Here is a 21,701-nt window from a genome sequence, read left to right on the forward strand (position 1 = left end):
GTTTCGCGCGCAAATCTTCAACGATCTGGATATCGGAGACTTGAGATTTCCTCCAGCGAACCGCTCGATCATGCCGACAGGCCAAATCAGAAAATGAAATCATCAGCCGTAAAACCGTTTATCCCGTTGATCACGGATTGATAGCTCACGTTCTGCAAGAGAATGCTGTTGGCCCCATCGACGATCAGGGCAAACCCACCGCTGTCCTGTACGTGATTGGCAATGAAATCCGCATAGTCGGTGATGCCCGTCACACCGGACAGATCGATCCTCTCCGCGTTATGAGTCTTGAAGTCGGTGATCACATCCTGACCAAAGCCATCCGTGAAAACAAAGGTATCCGTTTGGCCGCCGCCGGTAAGCGTGTCATTCCCTGAACCACCAACCAAAAGGTCAACACCGTTCCCGCCGTACAATCGGTCATCTTGGGCATCGCCGAACAAACTGTCATCTCCGCCGCCACCGTTGAGCGTATCGTTTCCGTAGTTGCCAGACAGGCTATCCGAGCCCGCCCCGCCGATCAGCACGTCGCGTTGAGCACCACCAGACAACGTATCGTCACCAGCCTGCCCCTTGAGCGTGTCTTCACCAAGGCCACCAGAGAGGCTATCGTTCCCGGCTCCGCCTTGAACCAAATCCGCCCCGTCTCGCGCTGAAACAGTGTCATTGCCGCCGTTCGCCACGATGACGTTGTCTCCAGCAGATGCAGTGATTTCGTCATCCCCGGCACCCGTGGTCAGGTTCTCGAAATTGGAAACAACGTCACCTGTACCCCGCCCTCCGTTGACGGCCCCGGTGGTAAGGTTGATGGTCATCGACAGGGTTTCATAGGCATAGGTCAAAAGGTCGACACCCTCACCACCGTCAAGGGTATCCGCGCCGAAACCACCATCAATCTCGTCATCGCCAACACCGCCGGAAATCAGGTCATCTCCACCGCTGCCGCGCAGGGTGTCATTGCCGTCTCCGCCACTTAGTGTATCGCTACCACTACCACCTGTGATCAGGTCTTTTCCAAGGCCACCTTCAAGGCTGTCGTCACCTGCTCCACCATCAACCGAGTCGTTGCCTGATCCGGCGTCTACGGTGTCATTGCCGTCGCCGCCGTCGATCGTGTCCAGACCCCAATCCCCCAACAGGCTGTCAGCACCGCTCAAACCAAGCAGCAAATCGTGCGACCCTCCACCGTTCAGAGTGTCATCACCAGAACCGCCGTTCAAAGTGTCGGCTCCGCTACCCCCCAACAGTTCATCGTCGCCAATCCGGCCGGTAAGGCTGTCGTTGCCATCAAAGCCGGACAGCTGTGAACCGCTGAAATGCGCAACAATGGTGTCGTTGCCAGCGCCCCCCAGGACATCGGAGAAAAGGCCGCTTAGAACATCGCCTGTCGCCTGGCCGCCCGACACCACGTTGGTCTTAAGATCCACGTTCACGCCAACTGAATCAAAGACATAAGACAGCGTATTGCGTCCTGCACCACCATCGATCAGGTCGGCACCATTACCGCCATTCAGCGTGTCGTCGCCATCACCCCCGATCAGGGTATCTGCACCGTTCTTGCCAACGATCAGGTCATGTCCACCGAGGCCGACAAGACGATCGGCCTTACCAGAACCATAGATCCGTTCGTTCGCGTTGGTGCCAGTTGTGCTGCCGCCGGACGCAGGGGCTGTAATCACGTTGCTTTCGATGACAAGATCAAACGTCGCACGTGTAGACGCCCCATGCGTGTCAGTTGCAATCACGGAGAACGAATGCGTTCCCGAAAGCGCTTCCGGAATGTCAGCGGCAAACCGTCCCGTCGCCGGATCAAAAATCATCCATGTCGGCAAGGCAGACCCGTCTGCCAGCGTCGCAGCAAGCGTCACTGCATCGCCATCTACATCCGAAAACGCCGCGCTGACATCCAGCACATGCGCGTTACCCTGCAACCAGTTCACCTGCGCAATCGGTGCATTCAGAACCGGAGGCGAGTTGAACAGCGTGGCAATCCCATCGTCAAACTGAAGCCGCTCGATCCCATAAAGGTAATCGGTGACATTGCTTGCGGTGTGGCGCACCAATGTGGCTCCCCACGCATCCGCTGCGACTGTCAAAGTGAAATCCGCCTGGTTGCCGGCAAAAACCGCAACATCAGCCCCTTCGCCACCATACAACCGGTCACTTAGAGCGCCACCATCCAGAGTGTCAGCGCCTGCACCACCCAACAGCGTGTCATAGCCATCGCCACCCTTCAGCGCGTCATTGCCACCACGCCCAAAGATCCGGTCATTGCCAGCTAGGCCATCAAGTATCTCGCCAGCAGCCGTGCCGAAAATCGTATCGCTCCCGGCCGTGGAAGCACCGCTTCCTCCTGCGGTTAAATAGTAAATTTGTCTTGCGCTTTGGTCGTAGGTGAACTGGCCCGTGAACCCTGTGCCTGCCAGCGTCAGGCTCGCATCCACCACGCCATCGTGATCGACATCGAACCCCAGTAGAGTATTTCCGCCCAGTTCGGAAACGACAAAACCCTCAATGTCTTGGGGGGCTCCCGCAAGCGAAATCCGCTCTCCGATTTCCAGATCCTCAATCCGACTTCCGGCCAAATCGACAAAGTTCAGCTGGAAGAAATCCAGCCCAGCTCCACCTGAAAGCACGTCGGCACCACCTTGGCCAGCAAGGTAATCGTCTCCATCACCGCCGGAAAGGCTGTCGTTGCCGGTCCCTCCATAGATATAGTCGTTGCCGTCGCCGCCATCGATCGTATCATCGCCCGCATCGCCGTAGAGATAGTCATTGCCACCCGCACCAGCTATGCTGTCGTGGCCATCTCCACCTGTCGCATTGTCCGTCTCGGCGCCTCCGAGAAGCGTGTCGTCACCTGCCTCGCCATAGAGCTGGTTGTTACCATCACCCCCTGAAATCAGGTCGTTACCCTCGCCGCCTTGCAGATAGTCACGGTCATTGCCGCCCGTCATCGTGTCGTTGCCAATGCCACCCGCCATCGTGCTGTCGCCAGCGCCACCCACCATCGAGTCGTCGCCGTCTTCACCGTAAAGCGAGTCAATGCCGTCGCCGCCGATCAGAGTGTCGTTGCCACCCTTGCCATACAGCCTGTCATTACCGGGGCCACCGGTCAGGAGGTCATGGCCCTCTCCACCGTCGAGATAGTCGTCTGCGTCCCCGCCGGTCAGGGTATCGTCACCAGCGCCACCAAACAGTTGGTCATTGCTCTCGCCACCGTCGAGCATATCGCTCCCGGCCCCGCCAAGAAGGGCATCCGAACCGGTGCCCCCTTCAAGGCTGTCATTACCCTCTTCGCCGTTCAGCGTGTCGTTGCCATCGCCACCCAACAGGGTGTCATTGCCGATACCAGCATACAATTTGTCATTGCCAAGGTTGCCGCTCAGCTGGTCATCGCCGCCAAAGCCAAACACCGTATCGTTGCCCTCAAGGGCATCCAGAACATCAGCCGTGGCATTGGCAACGATACTGTCCGCGCCGCTCGTGGCCGTTCCGGACGGCGTCGTCGACATCAGGAAGACCGAGGTATAGGACGTTGAATAGAACCCACGCAGCAGGGTCCATTCGCCCGTGAACGTCCCGTTCAAAGTCAGAACCACATCGTCCACGCTCGCCCCGTCGCCAGTAAGGTCAAACGTCAGGACCGTGTTGCCACCAACTTCGCTCACGCTCAGCTGGTTTCGGGAGAGCCCGGTTGTATTGATATCGATACGCTCGTCGGCCTGGAAATCGGTGATCAGGTCGCCGTTGAAATCTGCCAGGGTATCCCGGAATACGTCGATGTCGGCCCCACCGCTCAGCGTGTCGGCATCTGCGCCGCCCCAAAGCTCATCGGCCCCGTTGCCCCCCGTCAGGCTATCATTTCCGACACCACCATAGAGGCGATCAATGCCTTCGCCACCAGAAAGCGTATCGTCTCCATCATTGCCGTAGAGATAGTCGTTGCCGTCGTCGCCGGTGATCGTATCGTTACCGTCTCCGCCATACAGACGGTCATGCAAAAGGCCGCCGATCAGCGTGTCGTTGCCGGCACCACCATTCAGCCGGTCGCTACCGTCTTCACCAACCAGATAGTCGTCATCCTCACCACCGTACAGGTAGTCTGAATCCAAACCACCATAGAGCGTATCGTTGCCATCCTCTCCATTCAGCGTGTCTCGTCCAGAACCACCAATCAGCGAATCCGTGCCGTTGCCACCAAGAAGATTGTCATTGTCATCGCCGCCGCTGAGCGTGTCATTGCCTTCACCACCACTCAGGCTGTCAGACCCGGCATCTCCCGACAAGTTGTCATTGTCGGCATCTCCGAAAAGGGTGTCGTTGCCATTGCCGCCGTACAGCGCATCACCGCCGGCAAACCCGAACACGATATCGTTGCCATCGCCTGTGCTGATCGAATTTCCGCCAGTCGTCCCGAAAACAGTGTCGTTGCCACTGGTAATGCTGCCCTGAACGGACCCACCCAGACCGATAACAACCCCTTTCCGATCCACCACGACATAGGCCAGCGCACTTGCCGCCCAACTGCCCGCAAGTGTGAATGTGGTCTCGGCCGTACCATCATTGTCGATATCAAGGCTCACCAGCGTGTTGGCGCCACTGGCCACCGTGGTAATCGACGCATCCGCGACGCTCGACGCATCACGAATGTACGCATCGAACCTGATCAGATCGCCCAAAGCGAAATCCGAAAGGAAATCTCCCTGAAGGTCACTGTAGCTTCCTTCGAAGGTGTCACTGCCCGAGCCGCCAACAAGACTATCCGCACCAGCACCGCTCTTCAGGACATCATTGCCAACGCCACCATTCAGCGTGTCGTCACCATCATTGCCATAGAGTGAATCGTCGCCGTCCCCACCATTCAGAAGGTCGTTGTCCAAACCACCGAACAGATTGTCGTTACCAAGATCGCCGTTCAGCGTATCGTCGCCGGCATCCCCGTTGATGTACTCGTTGCCGCTCCCACCTGAAACGCTGTCGGCACCGTCGCCAGCATAGACACGGTCATCGCCGTCGCCCGCATCAATGCTGTCGTCCCCCGCATCGCCATACAGATAATCGGCGTAAGCACCACCGCGCAGTGTATCGTTTCCGCTTCCACCATAAAGGTAGTCGCGGTCTGCGGTACCAACCAGGCTATCGTTGCCACCATCCCCATAGAGACGCGCACTTTCGGTTCCCGCTTCAAGGGTATCATCCCCGGCCCCACCCAACAGCGTGTCACGTCCGGAGCCGCCGCGGATCGAGTCGTTGCCGGCGCCTCCCGACAGCATGTCGTTGCTGTCACCGCCATCAATCGTGTCGTTGCCACCATTGCCGAACAACTTGTCGGCACCGGTCCCACCGCTCAGGCTGTCATCGCCGCCCAGCGCAATGATGGTATCGTTTCCGTCTCCACCAGACAGGGTCTCAACCGCATCGGTCCCGATGATCGAGTCATTGCCCGCAGTCTCGCCTCCAATACCGGTTTGCGTGAGAAGGACAATGTCGCTCGCACTGTATGACGTCAGCCCCGCAAGGAAGAGGAAAGGCTGCGCAAACGTGCCGTTCAGCGTCAGGCTGACATCATTGGACGTATCGCCATCATCACCCACATCGATCGTGAGCACCGTATTGCCGTTGTCGACAGTGGCGGAAATGTTGCCGCTATCCGCCCGGAAATCAGTAAACCGCAACGTGTCGTCCTGGCCGAAATCGGTGATGACGTCTCCGTCCACCCACAACTGGCGCAGGCTGAAGATATCGGCTCCGGCGCCGCCCGTCATGGTGTCGGCACCATCCTGGCCGCTGATTAAATCGGCCCCTTCGCCCCCTTCAATACTATCGGCGCCAGTGCCTCCATAGAGATAGTCATCGCCCATCCCGCCGGACAGCGTGTCATCATCGTTGTCGCCGTAGAGCCAGTCCCTATCGTCACCGCCAACAAGGCTATCCGCACCGTCGTTGCCGTTCAGCCGATCCTCGCCATCACCGCCGTCAATCGAGTCATTCCCCGATCCGCCGACCAACGTGTCGTTGTCCGCATCCCCCGAAAGCGTGTCATTGCCAGCATCACCGGTCAGACTGTCGGCCCCCGTTCCACCGTCCAAGCTGTCGGCGCCGTCCCCCCCGATCAGCGTGTCATTGTCCCCGCCACCAAACAGGGTGTCGTTGCCGTCATGCGCATTCAGGCGATCATTGCCGTCTCCGCCCGAAAGGCTGTCGTCACCTTCGTTGCCTTCCAGCGTGTCATTGCCTTCGCTTCCCTCCAGCGTGTCATCACCGACATCACCAAGCAAAGAGTCGTTGCCAAGGCCACCGACCAGACTGTCGCTACCGCCTTGTCCAAACAGCTTGTCATCACCCTCTCCGCCCAGGAGAGTGTCATTGCCATCCAGCCCAACCAGCGTGTCATTCCCACCCAGACCATTGAACGAGTCATTGGTCGGCGTTCCAGCCAACACATCAGCACCCTCAGTCGCCGAACCGGAACCGGCAAACGACGTCAGATAAATATCGGTACCATTGGATTGAGTAGCACCGTGCAGAACAAGGAATTCGCCCCCAGCCGGTACCCCAGCGATCGTAAAGGTCACGTCAACGTTGCCGTTGCCATAACGATCAAGCATTACAATCGTATCAGGCCCACTCGTGTCAAAAGTTACAACGCTGTTCGCCGTGGTCTGATTCAGAGTGATCCTGTCGCCAGATTCAAAATCGGTAATCAGGTCACCGTCGAGCGTCTGATAGCGATAGCCGTAGTAATAATAAGAATAGCCCTGGAAGACATCGGTCCCAGCCCCACCCGTCAGCGTGTCCGCGCCATACGAGCTCAAGAGCGTATCGTTGCCATCTCCGCCATCAAGGCTGTCAGTGCTGCCCGCCGCCCTCAGATAGTCGTTGCCAAGACCACCAATCAGGGTGTTGTTGCCGCCGCTGGCAATGATCGAGTCATCGCCATCACCACCGTCAAGAATGTCGTCGCCACTGCTGTCGTTGAGCGTATCGTTGCCGGTCCCACCTTCAACGGTGTCGTTCGACTGTCCTGCCGTAAGCCGGTCATTGCCAGCACCACCAACAAGGCTGTTCGGGCCGCCGCTGCCTTGGAGCGTGTCATTGCCGTCACCCCCCAGCAGCGTATCTTCCCCTGTGCTGGCCTGCAAACTGTCGTTCCCCGCGCCCCCGTCGAGCAGGTTGTCGCCCGCGTTGGCATAGATCGAGTCGTTGCCGTCCCCTCCATACGCCGTATCATTACCGGTTCCCGTGTAGATCCGGTCATAACCGAGCCCTCCGAGGAGCAGGTCATCTCCGTTATCGCCCGTCAGGTAGTCGTTGCCATCATCGCCGCGGAGCGTGTCGTTGTCATCGCCGCCATAGAGATTGTCCGCATCGGAACCGCCAATCAGAAGGTCATTGCCATTCTGGCCATAAAGGTAGTCACCACCTTCATGCCCCCAGATTTCGTCGTTGCCATCGCCGCCGTATAGGTAGTCATAGTTACCGAACCCGAAGATCAGGTCATCGTCCACGGTGCCGCTGAGATTGTTGTAGTTGTCGTCCCCGAAAATCACCGATCCGCTGGTCTGGACCAGAATGATCTCCGTCGCAGTCGCGCTGCGGCCGGTCACCGGAATACCGGACCGTGCCACGAAGGTACCTGTGAAAAGGCCGGACAGGGTCAGCGTGATATCTGTAGAGGCGTCACCATCGACATCAATGTTCAGGAACGTGTTTACACCATCGTTGCTGACCGTCATGTCCGAGGTGTCAAAGCTCTCGTCAAGAACACGGATACGTTCAAGAACCTGGTAATCCGCGATTGTATCGCCGTTCAGGTCGCCAACTGTCCCCGCGAATACGTCCAGCTCGGTGCCACCGACCAGCGTATCGGCGCCGGCACCACCGTTCAGGGTGTCGATGCCTGCCCCGCCTTCAAGGCTGTCGGCCCCCGCCTCGCCCATGAGAACGTCGGCATCGTCGCCACCCTGCAGGGTGTCATCGCCTGCACCACCCAACATAAAGTCATCCCCGGCGTCGCCGGTCAGCAGATCATTGTCGCCCCCGCCATAAAGCTTGTCCGCGCCCAGACCGCCGGCCAGCGTATCTGCACCGCCAAAGCCGACAACGGTGTCATTCCCGTCGCCCGCATCCAGCGAATCCGCGCCCGCGGTGCCGGTCAGGCTGTCGCTGCCTGTCGTCGCCGTTCCTTGGCCTTCCTGCACCAGAAGGATATCCGTCCCCGTTGCGGACGAGTTCCCGAACAGGGTGATAAAATTCAGTCCCGTGCCGGTGAAATTCAGGGTGATGTCATCGCTGACGTCGCCATTGCTGCCGATGTCTATGGTCACCGTCGTAACCCCGGCATTGACCACCACGCTCAGATCACCGTCCGCAAAATAGGCATTCAGAACCGCAACCTGATCACCCGCTTCGAAATCCGAAATCAGGTCACCATCCAGATCGGCCGCATCGCCTTCGAACCTGTCCGCGCCGGTGCCGCCAGCAAGCGTATCAATGCCAAGACCACCTTTCAGCGTGTCCTGACCCGAGCCACCGTCAAGACTGTCGGCCCCCTCGCCACCGTCCAGCGAGTCGTTGTCAGCCTCGCCCAGAAGCGTGTCCGCATCCGCGCCACCAAAGAGGCGGTCAACGCCGTCTCCGCCCAGCAGGCTATCGCTGCCGCCCTCGCCGTACAGGTAGTCAGAACTGCCGCCGCCATAAAGCGTATCCGCCTCCGAGCCGCCATAGAGATAGTCGCCGAAATCTCCGCCCCAGAGCGTATCCGAATCCGCGCCGCCATAAAGCCGGTCGATGCCGTTGCCGCCAATGAGCCAATCTGCACCATCGCCGCCCCAAAGCGTGTCAAAACCTTCTTCACCCCAAAGCGAGTCCGCTCCGTCGCCACCAAACAGATAGTCGTTACCATCCCCGCCTGCGAGAGAGTCATTGCCAATACCGCCATCCAGCGTGTCGGCATCATCGCCACCAAACAGACGGTCGTCGCCTTCTTCACCATAAAGACGGTCCGACCCTGCATCGCCATAAAGGTTATCCGCCCCCTCATCACCGTAAAGAGAGTCTCCCCCCTCCCCGCCAACAAGCGTATCAGACCCTTCACCACCCGAGAGGGCATCATTGTCCGCGCCGCCATCCAGATAGTCGCGACCGCTCCGGCCATAGATCGTGTCGGCACCTGCATCGCCATAGATGCTGTCGTCGCCATACCAGCCGCTCGCGATATCCGCCCCGGCGCCCAGCGAAATAAGGTCGTGACCGCTGTCGCCATACACGGTATCGGCGCCGTCACCGCCTTGAATGACATCGTGGCCAGCGCCCCCGCGCAGGAAGTCATCCCCCAGATCGCCCTGAAGCACATCGTTGCCAAGACCACCGTCCAGAGAGTCGTTGCCCTCACCGCCCATCAGCAGATCGTGGCCGTCGCCCCCTTCAATCGTATCGGCCCCCTCGCCGCCAACCAGCGCGTCATCCGCGGCGCTGCCAACCTGGCTGTCATCGGCCGCCGTGCCAGTCCAGATCGTGCCGTTGAACGAATTCAATAGCATGAGAGTGAACGACTCCGACGCCAGCACCAGCATGCCCACCGCAAGCGTGCCGGTCATCGTGAAGCTCAGATCGGCAATCGTGTCCTGATCGGTATCAATGCTGGCAACGGTGTTACCGCCGACCACGGAAAACGACACATCCGTGGCGCTGAAATTAGACCCCAGAACGGCAATACGGTCGATGGCGGTAAGATCCGCGATGGTATCTCCCTGCATCGAAGAGGCCGTGCCAATGAACAGGTCGCTGCCGTTGCCGCCAACCAGCTCATCCGCACCGGAACCGCCAAGCAAGACATCGTCGCCGTCGCCTCCAAGAAGATCATCGTCGCCCGCGCCGCCAAGCAGGCGGTCGTCATCGCCCCCCCCCACAACCAGATCAACGCCGTTGCCGCCAAACAGCGTATCGTCGCCGTCGCCGCCGTTCAGAGCATCGTTGTCGTCCTCGCCGAACAGCTGGTCATTTCCCGCATCACCATAAAGGATGTCGTTGCCGGTGCCGCCCGCGAGCCCGTCATTCTCGGTGCCGCCGCTCAGGGTATCATTGCCACCGAAACCATAGAGATAATCAACGCCAGCCAGACCCGAAATCGAATCCGCATCCGCGGTGCCTTCGATCACGTTATTACCACTGTCTCCGGTGAGGTTCGCCATTGTAATGCCCTTGATTCTAGCGACTTTGCGCAATGCTTAACGAATGAATAGCGCAAAACACCCCCAAGGACAAAAAGGTGTGGCCGAAAGGGGTATTTTACAATCCTGAGCTGTTTTCCTGCTCGACGAACCGGTTGTCCAAGGGCTCGCAAGTAAATTCCATTTGCTCCGACAACCCGCCGACATTCACCATCTGCGATTTGATGTCCCGACACACGAATCCGAGTTGACGAAAACCGCATGCTCTGCCATGCAAAACCAATGTCCGGTTCCGGGTTGATCCCGGAAGAAATAGGGAATGCAGTGCGGTGATTAAGATCACCAACTCTGCAACTGCCCCCGCAACTGTAAGCGGTGAGCGCGGCTGACAACGCCACTGGGGAACACCCCGGGAAGGCCAGACCGTCGCATTGACCCGCAAGTCAGGAGACCTGCCGGATACGTGTCCTCGGAAGGGACATTTCATTGTCGGCGGCGGGGTGCGCGCCTGATGCTTTTGTCCATGTCGGCAAATAGTATCTTGCGTCCAGTCGTCAAATTTAAATGCGTGCCGGGGTTGGCACGACGTGAAAAAGGACGAAAGTTCATGAAAAAGCTGCTTTGCGCGGCCGCAGCTGCACTGGCCATTCCGGCAATGGCGCAGGCCCACTTCCTTCTGGAATATACCACCGACACCATGATCGAACGTCCGGGCGATGTTCCGGTCAAACTGATCTTCTGGCACCCGCACGAGGCTGGCCACGCGATGGTCATGGAAAAGCCGGAAGAATTCTTCGTGATCCACAACGGCAAGAAAACCGACCTGATGGACACCCTCAAGCCCTTCACCTTCGAAGGTCCGGACAACAATGCGCCCGCGTTCATGGGCTCCGTTCCGGTCAAGCGTTCAGGCGACTATGTCGTCGTCACCGTGCCCACGCCCTACTATGAAGAGTCGGAAGACATCTACATCCAGCAGATCACCAAGGCTTACCTGAACCGCAACGAGCTGCCCACCGACTGGGATCAGCCGCAAGGTCTGGCCACCGAAATCCTGCCGCTGAACAAGCCCTACAACATCATCGCAGGCTCGACCTTCACAGGCCGCGTTCTCAGCGAAGGCAAACCCGTGGCAGGCGCTGAAATCGAAATCGAATACATGGCCGCCGAGCCCGACATGGACAGCAACGGCACCAAACCCAGAACCGCCTCGCCCCTGCCGGGTGGCGCAATCGTCGCGATCTCCGACGACAACGGCTATTTCTCGTTCGGCGTGCCGAAAGCTGGCTACTGGGGCTTTGCCGCTCTGGGTTCCGGCCCGGCCACCGAACATGAAGGCAAGGAACTGAGCCAGGACGCCGTGATCTGGATCCGCGCCTGGGACCTGGAGTAACCCCCCATGCACATTGTCGACGGCGCACTTTCCAATCCCGTAGTCATCGGCGGCGCAGTTGCCGCCGTGGGCGGGATTGCCATGGGCCTCAGATCACTGGACCTTGATCGCATCCCCACAGCGGGGGTGCTCTCGGCAAGCTTCTTTGTCGCCTCCCTGATCCACGTGCCCATCGGGCCGTCGTCCGTGCACCTTATCCTGAATGGTCTGGCCGGGCTTCTGCTCGGCTGGGCCGCCTTTCCCGCCCTCTTCATCGGCCTCCTGCTGCAGGCCGTGTTCTTTGGCTTCGGCGGCCTGACGGTTCTGGGCGTCAACGCCGTGAACATCGCCTTCCCCGCCGTTGTTGCCGGGCTTCTGTTCAGCGGCATGATCGGTCGCGGCTCGCCTGTTCAGGGCGCCATCTGGGGGGCCATCGGCGGCGCCTTTGCGATTGCCGCCACAACGGCTATGGTCGCAGTCTCTCTCGCATTGACAGGTGATGAATTCTTGCCGGCCGCCAAACTCGTGTTCTTCGCCCATATCCCCGTCATGGTGGTCGAAGCCGTCCTGACCGGTTTTGCGGTTCTGCTGGCCCGCAAGGTCAAACCCGAACTCTTTGTCAAAGGGGGCGCGGCATGAAGCACCTCTGTCTGGCCCTCGCCCTTCTCTGCACCCCGCTTCCCGCCCTTGCCCACAAGGTCATCGCCGGTGTCTTTCCCGCAGGCGACGCGATCGAAGGCGAGTTCGGCTTCTCCAACGGAGATATGGCCGTCGCCCAAGAGGTCATCGTCTTCGGCCCAGATGGTGCCGAAATCGGCCGCACCATCACCGATGGCGATGGTTTCTTCCTCTTCACGCCCCAACAGCCCGTCGCACACACCTTCCGCGCCGACATGGGCGCCGGCCACGTGGCCGAAGTGACAATGCCCGCCAAAGACGTGGCCAAGATCATGGGTGTTGCCGCAGAACTGGTTGAGGCCGTCGCAAACGATACTGCAACCGGAAACAGCGCCACTATCACTGTTGCATCGCTCTCCGACAAAGAGCGCCTTGCCATAGCTGAGGCCGTACGCGACGAGATCCGCCCGCTGCGTCGGGAAATCGCCGCCTACCGCGAGAAAAACGATCTCCAGTCCATCCTTGGCGGCATCGGCTATATCGTGGGTCTCTTCGGCCTTGGGTTCTACATCGCCGCCCGGCGTAAGATGGACAGTTGATGGTCTACGTACTCGAACAGCCAGACAAGACAGTCTCCCAACCGGGGGAACTGGGTCACTATGGCCTGCTGGGGTCTCTGGACCCTCGCGTACGCATCGTGATCGCCTGCCTGTTTGCCATCGTCACCGTCGCCCTGACCTCCATCGCCGCGCTCATGGCGGCGCTTCTGGTGTCCATTGGCCTCCTGACGCTCTCCAAACTGCCCATGCGGCGCACCCTGCGGCGTATGGCGATGATGGACAGCTTCATCATCTTCATGCTGGTGCTGCTGCCGTTTTCCATGCCCGGTGACGCAATGTTCACCGTCTTCGGTTTTCCGGCAAGCTGGCAGGGCCTCTGGAAAGCCGTCGAAATCGGCCTGACCGCCAATGCCGTGATCCTCGCCGTCATGGTTCTCGTTAGCACCATGGAACCCGTCACACTTGGCCACGCGCTCTACCGGATGCGCTGCCCCGAAACACTTGTGCATCTGTTGATGTTCACCATCCGCTACATCGAAGTGCTGCGCGAAGAATACATGCGCCTGCGTGCCGCGATGAAAATCCGCGGCTTCCGCCCCGGCACCAACTGGCACACCTATCGCAGCTTTGGCTATCTCGTCGGCATGATGCTGGTGCGGGCCATCGAACGCTCCGAACGCATTCTCGGTGCCATGAAATGCCGTGGCTTCTCTGGCAAGCTCCTTTTGCTGCGCGAGTTCGAAATCGGTCGTCGAGATCAGGTTTTTGCCTTCTGCATGGGCGCGGTCTGCCTCGGTCTCTTCCTGCTGGAATTCGCATGACCATCCTTGCGCTCGACGATATTCACTTCGCATATCCCGGCTATGCCCCCGTTCTGGAAGGGGCTTCGCTCTCGCTCGAACCGGGCCAAAGGCTGGCCCTGACCGGCCCCAACGGCGCGGGCAAATCGACCCTTCTGCGGATTGCGCTTGGCCTGCAAAAACCAAGTAAAGGCACGGTGACAGCCTTCGGCAAACTGCGTCAGGACGAGGCCGACTTCCATGAAGTCCGCCGCCGCGTTGGCCTTGTGTTTCAAGACCCGGATGATCAGCTCTTCTGCCCCACCGTGGCCGAGGACATCGCCTTTGGCCCCCTGAACCTTGGTCGCAGCCGCGAAGAAGCGCTGGCCATCGTCGACAAGGTTCTGGGCGATCTGAGCCTCATGCACCTGAAAGACCGCGTCACCCACAAGCTGTCCGGCGGCGAAAAACGTCTGGTCACGCTGGCGACGGTGCTGGCAATGGAACCCGAAGCCCTCTTGCTGGATGAACCCACCAACGCACTCGACACCCGCAACGAAGCGCGCCTGCTGGAAATCCTGCAAGGCCTGCCCCAGGCAATCCTCCTGATCAGCCACTCTCCCGGCTTTCGCAAGTCACTTACCGACCAAGCATTGGACCTGCGCGATGGAAAACTGGTCAAAGCCGAGGCCTAAACACCCTAAAAGCGCACCACTTTTCTGACGCCGATCAAATCCTCAACCACTGACGACCAGCGCAGGTTGCTGCCCTGTGACACGTCGCACTTCAGAAACCGCGCGCGCCAAAGCCGGGCCAACTTCGTCGTGAATACGTGAATCCGTCAACAGGCTGGACGTCGAACTTGCGAGGAAGGCGACTGGCTCTCCCAAGTCGCTCGGTCGGTAGGGCACCGCCACTGCGTTGATCGTCTCCGAAAACCTCTCGACGCCCCGCACCTGTGTGAACCCGCTGGCCAACAACTCGTCCCGCGCTTGCAGACGAATACGACCAAGCTCCTGCGCAACGGCCTCATCGTCCTGCGCAAACCCTTCCACAAGCGTGTCGAACTCGCCATCGTCCAGCGCCCCGAGAAAAGCCTTGCCGCTCGAAGAACTGGGCAGCGGCATCCGATACCCCACATCCAGCCAGATCGAAGGAGACTCCGCAGGCCGCCATGCCTTGGTCATCAACATCCGGCGATCATCCTTGATGCTGATCGCGGTCAGGGTGCCGGTCTCATCCGCAAGACGCTGCATCGTCGGCGAGGCAACCTCGACAAACGAGAAAGACGCCGCCGCGATATTGCCCAGGGCCAGCGCCGCTGGTCCCAGGCGATACTTGTCGTGCTTGCGCCCGTGCGTGAGATACCCGAGCGCGCAGAGAGTAAAGGTCAGCCGCGACACCGTAGGTTTGGGAATGCCCGTCCGTTCCGAGATTTCCAGGTTGCCAAGCCCGTCATCCGTCGGACGAAACGCGCGCAGGATGGTCAGACCCCTGGCAAGTGTATTGGCATATCTCCTGTCGGATGTGTCGCCTGCCATGTTTCCCCCTGTCGCGGCCCAATCACGCTTGGACGTGCCCAGACCTTGCTTCTTTGTTCCTTGATCCAAGACTTTACTGAACAGAGCTTGCCAGCACCAGAGAGATTGACGGGAAGGCCACCAGAAGGATCAGAACGATCACATCCACACTCAGGAACCGCCAGATCCCGGAGAACACCATTCCGATGGGGGCGTCTTTGCCCACGACGTTGGACAGGACAAAAACGTTCAATCCAACCGGTGGCGTGATCAGGCCGATTTCCAGAAGCTTTACCACGACAACACCAAACCAGATCAGGTTCAAACCATAGGCCTCGACCAACGGCACCACCAGCGGCAGCGTCAGAACCATGATACCGATGGGATCAAGGAACATGCCCAGCATCAGGTAAACCACACAGATCGCCAGCAAAAGCGTCGCCGTCGAAAGTTCAGCCTGTGACACCCACTCCACCAGCGCCGGCGCCATGCCAGTCAGGGCAATGGCCGCAACGAAAATCTTCGCCCCCGCCGCGACGAAAAAGATCGCCCCGGTCTGAACACAGGTTTCCCGCACCGCCAGCCAGATATCCCCGAGGCTCAGACGTCGCTGTGCAAACCCGATGACACAGGTCAGAACTACGCTGACCGCCGCCGCTGCCGTTGCGGTGAAGAACCCGCCATAGATGCCGACAACGATTACAAGGAAGATCACCGCCGCAGGCCATGCACTGCGAAAGGCCGCCATCTTCTCGGCCCAGCTGGCCGATTGCCCCTTGGCCGGCACCGCTTTCGGATCAGCCTGAATCCACAGGAAGATCACCAGGACAAATCCCGCCAATGTCAGCAATCCAGGCAGGATGCCTGCAATGAACAGCTTGTTCACCGAGGTCTCGGTAAAGATCGCGTAGATGATGAAAAGGATGCTCGGGGGGATCAGAGAGCCAAGTGTCCCCCCCGCCGCCACACTGGCGGTCGCGAGCCGGGGATCATACCCCAGCCGCAGCATTTCAGGTGTACAGATTTTGCCCATGGTCGACGCGCAGGCGAGGCTCGATCCGGTGATCGCCGAGAACCCGCCACAGCCCATCACGGACGCCACTGCAATGCCCCCCCGCAAACGCAGCAACCAGACCTTGGCAGCATCATAAACCGCCGTGGTTATGCCCGCCCGATAGGCGATATTGCCCAGCGCGATGAACAGGGGGATCATCGACAGATCAAAGGAATGCACGAGGTCGAACGAGTTGGAAAACACCAGCGAAGAGGTCGCCCGGATCGCGCGCTCGGGCATGAACGTGCCGGTGCGAAAGGCAAAGATGGTGAACGCCGCCAAGGTCGCGACGCCCATCAGGGCAAAGGCAATCGGCACACGAATGGCCAAAAGCACGAGCATGACGGCAAAGGCGACAAGGCCTACGACAGAAGGATCCATGCGGTCTCTCCGAAATAAGGGTTATGTTTGGGCAGACAGTTAAGCAACCGGGGCGCGGATCAGCCGTGGTACAAATCCAACGTTCCGCCTCGCAAGAGAACGCGCACGTCCTGAAAGACCATCACCAGAAGGCGCAGCCACCCAAGTGCGATACCAATGACAAAGGCCAGACGACCGGGCCATTGCGGCAGGTCGAGGTCGCCATAGAACACGCTGCCCGTGTTCCATTGGTGCAGGAACTCCTTGCCGCCGGAATACAGGATGGGCGAAAACGCCAGCAGCCCGAAAACCGATCCAAAGACGACAAGCCAGCCTACCACCCGGTCAGGCAGTTTGTTGGTCAGAAACTCCACCGAGATATGCGCACGGTTCGCAGTCGCCGCAGCGAGCGGCATCACGATGGCCAACACCATCAGCTCGCGTACGATGACAATCGTGTCCGGCACCGAACTGTTGAAAACATTGAGCGCGATCACATCCGCAAAGATCAACAGCGCCAACAGAATGATCGAAGCCGTCGCGATCTCGATAAAGATCTTCTCAAGCCGTTGCAGCATCGTTTCCTCCAATCCTGTCCTGTGTACCGGTCGCGGCCCGAACAGCCATTCGGCCCGCATGTTTGTTGACTAGGGCTCAGTTACTGCTCGCCCAGGGGTATCCATTTGCCTCGAACTCAGCGGTGAACTCTGCCACAGCCGCGGTGTAGGTCTCCAACAGCTTGTCGGCATCCAACCCCACGCTGCGCGCGTTTTCCTTCCACTCTTCGATGTAGGGAGTGGTCGCCGCGTTCATTTTCTCACGGTCTTCGGCGCTCATTTCGATCACTTCGATAGGACGCGCGGTGTCACCCGCCTTCATCATGGTCATCGCCTTGCCGTTGGCGCCGGTCACGATCTTGGCAAAGGTATCCGCCAGCTCTTCACCCGCCTGCATCAGGACCGCCTGCTGCTCGGAGGTCAGGCTGTCAAAGGTCTGCTTGTTCATGAACATCCCATAACCGCCGATCTGTCCCCAGTTCAGAACGGTATAGTTGTCCATGACCTCGTCCCACTTCAGCGCCGGGATCACATAGTCATAGCCCTGGGTACAATCGATCAAACCGGTGTCCAGCCCCTGATAGGCCTCATAGACGGACAGGTTGACACGTGTGGCGCCAAGATCGCCAAAGACCTTGCCGTAAACGCCCGCGCCACGCACCTTCTTGCCCTTGATGTCTTCGATCGAACGGATCGGATCACCCGCGCAACCAACGTTCACCGCCGACGCCGTGAAGGTGCCGATATAGACCAGGTTCTGACGCGCCAGGTTCTCGGTGATCTGCGGCTCGCTGCGCATCAGACGGTCCGTAGCCCGCAGCGCGACCCATGCATTGGCCCCGCCAATCGGGAAGTCCGCGAGCGAATAAGCCGCCATTTCCTTTTGGAAATAGGCCGCGATAACCGAGCCCGCATCCGCAACACCGTCACTGATGCCCTGAACCGCCGCGCTTGCCTTGAACAGCGCGCCACCCCACTGGATGTCCATCTTGAGATCGCCGCCCGAAAGTTCGCCGATCCGGGTGTTGTACCACTTAAGCGCAGCAGGGATCGTGCCTCGTGCAGGACCACTGTGGCCATAGTAAATCACGGTTTCCGCTTGGGCGGCGGTTGCGGCCAGACCGGCCGCGATGGTCAGTCCCCCCAGAAAATTCTTGATCAGTCCCATGGCTGGCATCTCCTCCATTTTTGCCGGGTTCAGTTTCACTATGTGGAATTTAATCTGTCTGTCCAGACAATTTTACATAGTGAAAATTTATTTCATCGAACTCACATGCCTCGAGCAGACACGCAAAATCCTCCCATGTTTTCAGGGCATTAAATAAACCGTAAAAGGGGCCACAGACGGCCCAAACCTCTAGCCGACGACCGCGAGCTCCTCCGCAAAGGTTTCGATCAGTTTGGCCTTCAGAATTTTGCCTGTCGGCGCAGCAGGCAATGCATCAGCAACAATGATTCGCGACGGACGCTTGTAGGGCGCCAGCTTGTCGTGAACCCAGGCCTTCAGGTCGTCCTCACCTATCCCGCTGCCGGTTGCGGCGGTGACAAAGGCCAAAACTTCCTCATTGCCTTCAACCGCGCGACCAACAACACCGGCCACAACCACATCAGGGTGTTCGGTGAGCGTCGCTTCGATCTCGACAGGATAGACGTTAAAGCCGGAGCGGATAATCAATTCCTTTGTCCGCCCGGCAATGTGCAGCCGCCCCTCATCATCGAAACGTCCAAGGTCGCCTGTCCGGAAAAAACCGTCTTCCGTCAGGGCGGCCGCGGTCTGCTCGGGATCGCGGAAATATCCTTTCATCACCTGTGGACCACCGAGCAGAATTTCACCGATCCCTTGATCTGGTGTTGCCCCTGGGGCCTCCATGTCCAATCGGAAAACGCACTCGCCCATTGGCACCCCGACACTGATATCCGGATTTCCGATCTCGTTTTTTGTAGCACAAACACCGGCCGCGCCTTCGGTAAGCCCATAGCCGTTCTGCAGGGGAAGTCCGTAAAACGCCTCCGCCTCCCGCTTCCACGCCGGGTCAAGCGGCGCGCCGCCCGACGACACGAACCTGAGCTTGCCCGTGTCGTACTTTGGCATGTTGTGGGCCCGGGCATAGTTGAACAAATGCGCGTGCATCTGTGGCACCGCCGGAAGCAGGGTCACATCCTCTTTCAGGGCGTCATACAGCCGTTCGACCGAGAACTTCGCTTCCATCCGCATGGCTGACTGCGCATGTGCAACCGACAACAGCGTCACTAGCCCGAAAATATGGCTCAACGGCAGCGCGAGATAGGTCATGTCATCCGCCCTTACCCCCCGAACTTCGGCAGAGGCTATGGCCCCCGCGATCAGGTTGGCATGGGTCAACATCGCGGCTTTCGGTGCCCCGGTCGTCCCAGAGGTGTAAAGCAACAGGGCCACCTGCTCCTTGCCATCGTCCAAAACGGGTTCGGACACGCTGTTCGAACGCGACATGATCGCAGCCGCACCAAACGCCCCGGATACATCCTCTGCGCCAAAGTGCTCTGCATGTGCCTTCGCCGCTTTCGAAGATCCGGTCGAGAACACCACCGCGCTCGGGTCCGAATGTGCGAAAATACGCTCCAGCTCGGGCACCGACAGCCGCGCGTTCACCACGACTGCCGTCGCATCAATCATGCTGGTGGCAAAGAAAAACGCGATCACCTCAGCGCAGTTCTCAAACACCAGAACCACGCGGTCTCCGGGGCGGAGATTCTGCGCTTTCAGACACGCCGCCGCCGCGTCGGCAGCCTCCTTCAGATCAGACCAGGAAAATCTCCGGTCATCGAAATCGATCAGAGCCAGATCGGCAGACCGGTTTGTCGCCGCTGACAACAGCAGCTCATGTAGGCGATTGGTCATGGTTCTCCTCACAAAGCCCTGTCTCAAGCCGCCAGGCCAAGGCGGCCCAGTGCCACAAGGGCCTCGTTTTCAAGCCGTGAAACGATGTCGGCAAAGGGCTCGATCCTGTCGACAAACCCAAGCGCATGTCCCGCCGACAGAATCCCGCGCGAGACGTCACCAGTGGCATAGGCATTGCGCCCGATCTTGCCCGACACGTGTTCCAGCAACTCGGTAATCCCGATATCCGGATTGTCCCGCTCAAGCTTGGCCACGGTTTCCGTGGTCTCATTGCGCAGCGACCGAACCGTGTTGCGCACAGAATGCATGGTCAGCTGCGTATCCAGTTCCGAAGCATCAATCATCGCCTGCTTGTAACCTGGATGCGCCGTCAATTCCTCGGCCACGAGGAACCGCGTCCCCATCACCACCCCCGAGGCCCCCATCGCCAGCGCGGCGATGATCTGCTTGCCGTGGCCAATGCCACCGCCCACAAGCCACGGAATGCTCAGCCGCTCATCGGCAAGCCCTGCGTTTACCATGCTGCCCACCATGTCCATACCCGGATGCCCGCCACATTCCGCGCCCACGATCGACACCATGTCGACCCCAACTGCCTCGGCCTTCACCGCATATCGCAGCGAGGGCACCTTGTGCAGAACCGTGATCCCCGCATCCTTGAGGATCGGCATAAAGGCTTCGGGGCTGCGCCCGGATGTTTCCACAAACCGCACACCTTCCTCGGCAATCAGCCGGAACACCTCTTCGGTCTTCTCCCCCGGCACCAGCTTGGGGATCATCGACACGTTCACCCCGAACGGCCTGTCACCGCACATCTCGCGACAGCGCCGGATTTCGGCCCGTAGGTCTTCGAGATCGGGAAAGCTCGCCGCGGTGATAAAGGAAATGATCCCGGCATGGGCCGCCGCAGACACGTATTCGGCATTGGCAAGCCACTGCAAACCACCGGCGACCACGGGCAGGCGTGTCCCGAAGGTACGGGTCACGGCAGTATCAAAAATCTCGGGAATCTGTGTCATGGGAGTCATCCTTGTCGGAACACGGGGGATTTCTTGTTCAGGAAAGCGTTGATGCCAATCTGGGCCTCGTCGCCGCCAAGGGCCTCGGCCATCGCATCCCGCTCGTTGGTCAACTGGTCTTCAAACGTGGCGCTTTCGGCTTGGTTGAGGAGGGTCTTGATCTCGCTGATCGCCACCTCTGGCCCTCGCGCAAGCCGACTGCCCAGATCACAGGCCGCCGCAACGGCTTCGCCCTCTGCCACCAGTTCGGTCACGGCCCCAAGCGCGTACATGCGCTCTGCCGCCAGCGGCTCACCCAGCATCGCCATCCGCGCCACGGTGGCCCGCGGCATGGCCTGCATCAGCGCATAGGTGGCCCCGCCATCCGGCACCAGACCGGCCTTCACATAGGCCAGAGTGAACTTGGCACCCTCTGCCGCCACGATCATGTCGCACGCCATGGCCAGCGACAGACCTGCGCCTGCCGCACCGCCTTCAACCGCCGCGATCACCGGCTTGGGGCAGGCTCGAATGGCACGCATGATGGCGCTTAGCTTCTCGATCTGGATCTTGCGATCCTCCAGAGACATGTCCCTGCGCTCTCTCAGCATGTTCAGGTTGCCCCCAGAACAGAAGAAGCCACCCTCACCCGCCAAGACAACCGCAGCGATCGCCGGGTCCGCCGCCGCATCCTCGAGCCCCGAGAGCAATCCCTCGTAGTACTCGGGCGACAGGGCATTGCGCTGGCCCGGATTGCAGTTCCAGATAACCAGCACATTGCCCATGGCTTCATGTCGAAACAGGGTGCTCATGTCTCACTCTCCATTCCG

At 59.5% G+C, this 21,701-nt stretch carries 13 protein-coding genes and 1 riboswitch; of the genes, 5 read left to right on the top strand and 8 right to left on the bottom strand.

The features are described 5' to 3' along the window. Positions 1-86 precede the first annotated feature (86 nt). Positions 87-10,196, bottom strand: coding sequence for a putative Ig domain-containing protein (locus NNA36_RS15670; RefSeq protein WP_255108723.1), 10,110 nt, complete (start codon positions 10,194-10,196; stop codon positions 87-89). A gap of 249 nt (positions 10,197-10,445) precedes the next feature. Continuing rightward, positions 10,446-10,650: riboswitch (cobalamin riboswitch) on the top strand. Positions 10,651-10,782: 132 nt separating this feature from the next. On the opposite strand from NNA36_RS15670, the gene NNA36_RS15675 reads away from it, so the two are divergent. From NNA36_RS15675 to NNA36_RS15695, 5 genes are read left to right on the top strand one after another with little or no spacing between them, the layout of a single operon-like run. Further along, complete coding sequence (locus NNA36_RS15675; protein ID WP_255108728.1) at positions 10,783-11,568, top strand: DUF4198 domain-containing protein; 786 nt, start codon at positions 10,783-10,785, stop codon at positions 11,566-11,568. Between the two features lie 6 nt (positions 11,569-11,574). Beyond that, a complete protein-coding gene (cbiM, locus tag NNA36_RS15680; protein ID WP_255108730.1) occupies positions 11,575-12,186 on the top strand; it encodes a cobalt transporter CbiM in 612 nt (203 codons plus the stop codon). Beyond that, entirely contained in the window at positions 12,183-12,764 is a 582-nt protein-coding gene (locus NNA36_RS15685) for a cobalt ABC transporter permease (RefSeq protein WP_255108732.1), read from the top strand. The genes cbiM and NNA36_RS15685 overlap by 4 nt, the downstream gene beginning before the upstream one ends. Next, entirely contained in the window at positions 12,764-13,546 is a 783-nt protein-coding gene (gene cbiQ, locus NNA36_RS15690) for a cobalt ECF transporter T component CbiQ (protein ID WP_255108734.1), read from the top strand. The genes NNA36_RS15685 and cbiQ overlap by 1 nt, the downstream gene beginning before the upstream one ends. Further along, a complete protein-coding gene (locus NNA36_RS15695) occupies positions 13,543-14,199 on the top strand; it encodes an energy-coupling factor ABC transporter ATP-binding protein (RefSeq protein WP_255108736.1) in 657 nt (218 codons plus the stop codon). The genes cbiQ and NNA36_RS15695 overlap by 4 nt, the downstream gene beginning before the upstream one ends. Positions 14,200-14,241: 42 nt before the next feature. Here the strand turns inward: NNA36_RS15695 and NNA36_RS15700 are convergent, their stop codons facing one another. From NNA36_RS15700 to NNA36_RS15730, 7 genes are all read right to left on the bottom strand, one after another. Then, the gene (locus tag NNA36_RS15700; protein ID WP_255108738.1) at positions 14,242-15,045 is read right to left on the bottom strand and encodes an IclR family transcriptional regulator; all 804 of its coding nucleotides are present in this window, start codon (positions 15,043-15,045) and stop codon (positions 14,242-14,244) included. Positions 15,046-15,118: 73 nt separating this feature from the next. Beyond that, on the bottom strand, positions 15,119-16,459 hold the full coding sequence (locus NNA36_RS15705; protein ID WP_255108739.1) for a TRAP transporter large permease: 1,341 nt from the start codon (positions 16,457-16,459) through the stop codon (positions 15,119-15,121). Positions 16,460-16,518: 59 nt separating this feature from the next. Next, positions 16,519-17,016 (bottom strand): TRAP transporter small permease, encoded by a 498-nt coding sequence (locus NNA36_RS15710; RefSeq protein WP_255108740.1) that lies wholly within the window; start codon positions 17,014-17,016, stop codon positions 16,519-16,521. Positions 17,017-17,092: 76 nt separating this feature from the next. Continuing rightward, positions 17,093-18,163, bottom strand: a complete 1,071-nt coding sequence (locus tag NNA36_RS15715) for a C4-dicarboxylate TRAP transporter substrate-binding protein (protein WP_255108741.1) — start codon at positions 18,161-18,163, stop codon at positions 17,093-17,095. Positions 18,164-18,352: 189 nt separating this feature from the next. Beyond that, positions 18,353-19,873: a class I adenylate-forming enzyme family protein gene (locus tag NNA36_RS15720; RefSeq protein ID WP_255108742.1), complete on the bottom strand. Its 1,521-nt coding sequence runs from the start codon at positions 19,871-19,873 to the stop codon at positions 18,353-18,355. A gap of 23 nt (positions 19,874-19,896) precedes the next feature. After that, the gene (locus NNA36_RS15725; protein WP_255108743.1) at positions 19,897-20,892 is read right to left on the bottom strand and encodes a nitronate monooxygenase family protein; all 996 of its coding nucleotides are present in this window, start codon (positions 20,890-20,892) and stop codon (positions 19,897-19,899) included. A 5-nt stretch (positions 20,893-20,897) separates the two neighbouring features. Then, a complete protein-coding gene (locus NNA36_RS15730; RefSeq protein WP_255108744.1) occupies positions 20,898-21,683 on the bottom strand; it encodes an oxepin-CoA hydrolase, alternative type in 786 nt (261 codons plus the stop codon). Positions 21,684-21,701: the final 18 nt, after the last annotated feature.

The sequence above is a fragment of the Shimia sp. CNT1-13L.2 genome (genome assembly GCF_024331145.1).
In the GTDB taxonomy this organism is placed as follows: Bacteria; Pseudomonadota; Alphaproteobacteria; order Rhodobacterales; family Rhodobacteraceae; genus Shimia.

Excerpts from the sequence above, each read along its gene's own strand:
- NNA36_RS15730 (WP_255108744.1), bottom strand. The coding sequence starts at position 21,683 with ATGAGCACCCTGTTTCGACATGAAGCCATGGGCAATGTGCTGGTTATC.
- cbiQ (WP_255108734.1), top strand. The coding sequence starts at position 12,764 with ATGGTCTACGTACTCGAACAGCCAGACAAGACAGTCTCCCAACCGGGG.
- cbiM (WP_255108730.1), top strand. The coding sequence starts at position 11,575 with ATGCACATTGTCGACGGCGCACTTTCCAATCCCGTAGTCATCGGCGGC.
- NNA36_RS15670 (WP_255108723.1), bottom strand. The coding sequence starts at position 10,196 with ATGGCGAACCTCACCGGAGACAGTGGTAATAACGTGATCGAAGGCACC.
- NNA36_RS15725 (WP_255108743.1), bottom strand. The coding sequence starts at position 20,892 with ATGACACAGATTCCCGAGATTTTTGATACTGCCGTGACCCGTACCTTC.
- NNA36_RS15710 (WP_255108740.1), bottom strand. The coding sequence starts at position 17,016 with ATGCTGCAACGGCTTGAGAAGATCTTTATCGAGATCGCGACGGCTTCG.
- NNA36_RS15695 (WP_255108736.1), top strand. The coding sequence starts at position 13,543 with ATGACCATCCTTGCGCTCGACGATATTCACTTCGCATATCCCGGCTAT.
- NNA36_RS15675 (WP_255108728.1), top strand. The coding sequence starts at position 10,783 with ATGAAAAAGCTGCTTTGCGCGGCCGCAGCTGCACTGGCCATTCCGGCA.
- NNA36_RS15720 (WP_255108742.1), bottom strand. The coding sequence starts at position 19,873 with ATGACCAATCGCCTACATGAGCTGCTGTTGTCAGCGGCGACAAACCGG.
- NNA36_RS15700 (WP_255108738.1), bottom strand. The coding sequence starts at position 15,045 with ATGGCAGGCGACACATCCGACAGGAGATATGCCAATACACTTGCCAGG.
- NNA36_RS15715 (WP_255108741.1), bottom strand. The coding sequence starts at position 18,163 with ATGGGACTGATCAAGAATTTTCTGGGGGGACTGACCATCGCGGCCGGT.
- NNA36_RS15685 (WP_255108732.1), top strand. The coding sequence starts at position 12,183 with ATGAAGCACCTCTGTCTGGCCCTCGCCCTTCTCTGCACCCCGCTTCCC.
- NNA36_RS15705 (WP_255108739.1), bottom strand. The coding sequence starts at position 16,459 with ATGGATCCTTCTGTCGTAGGCCTTGTCGCCTTTGCCGTCATGCTCGTG.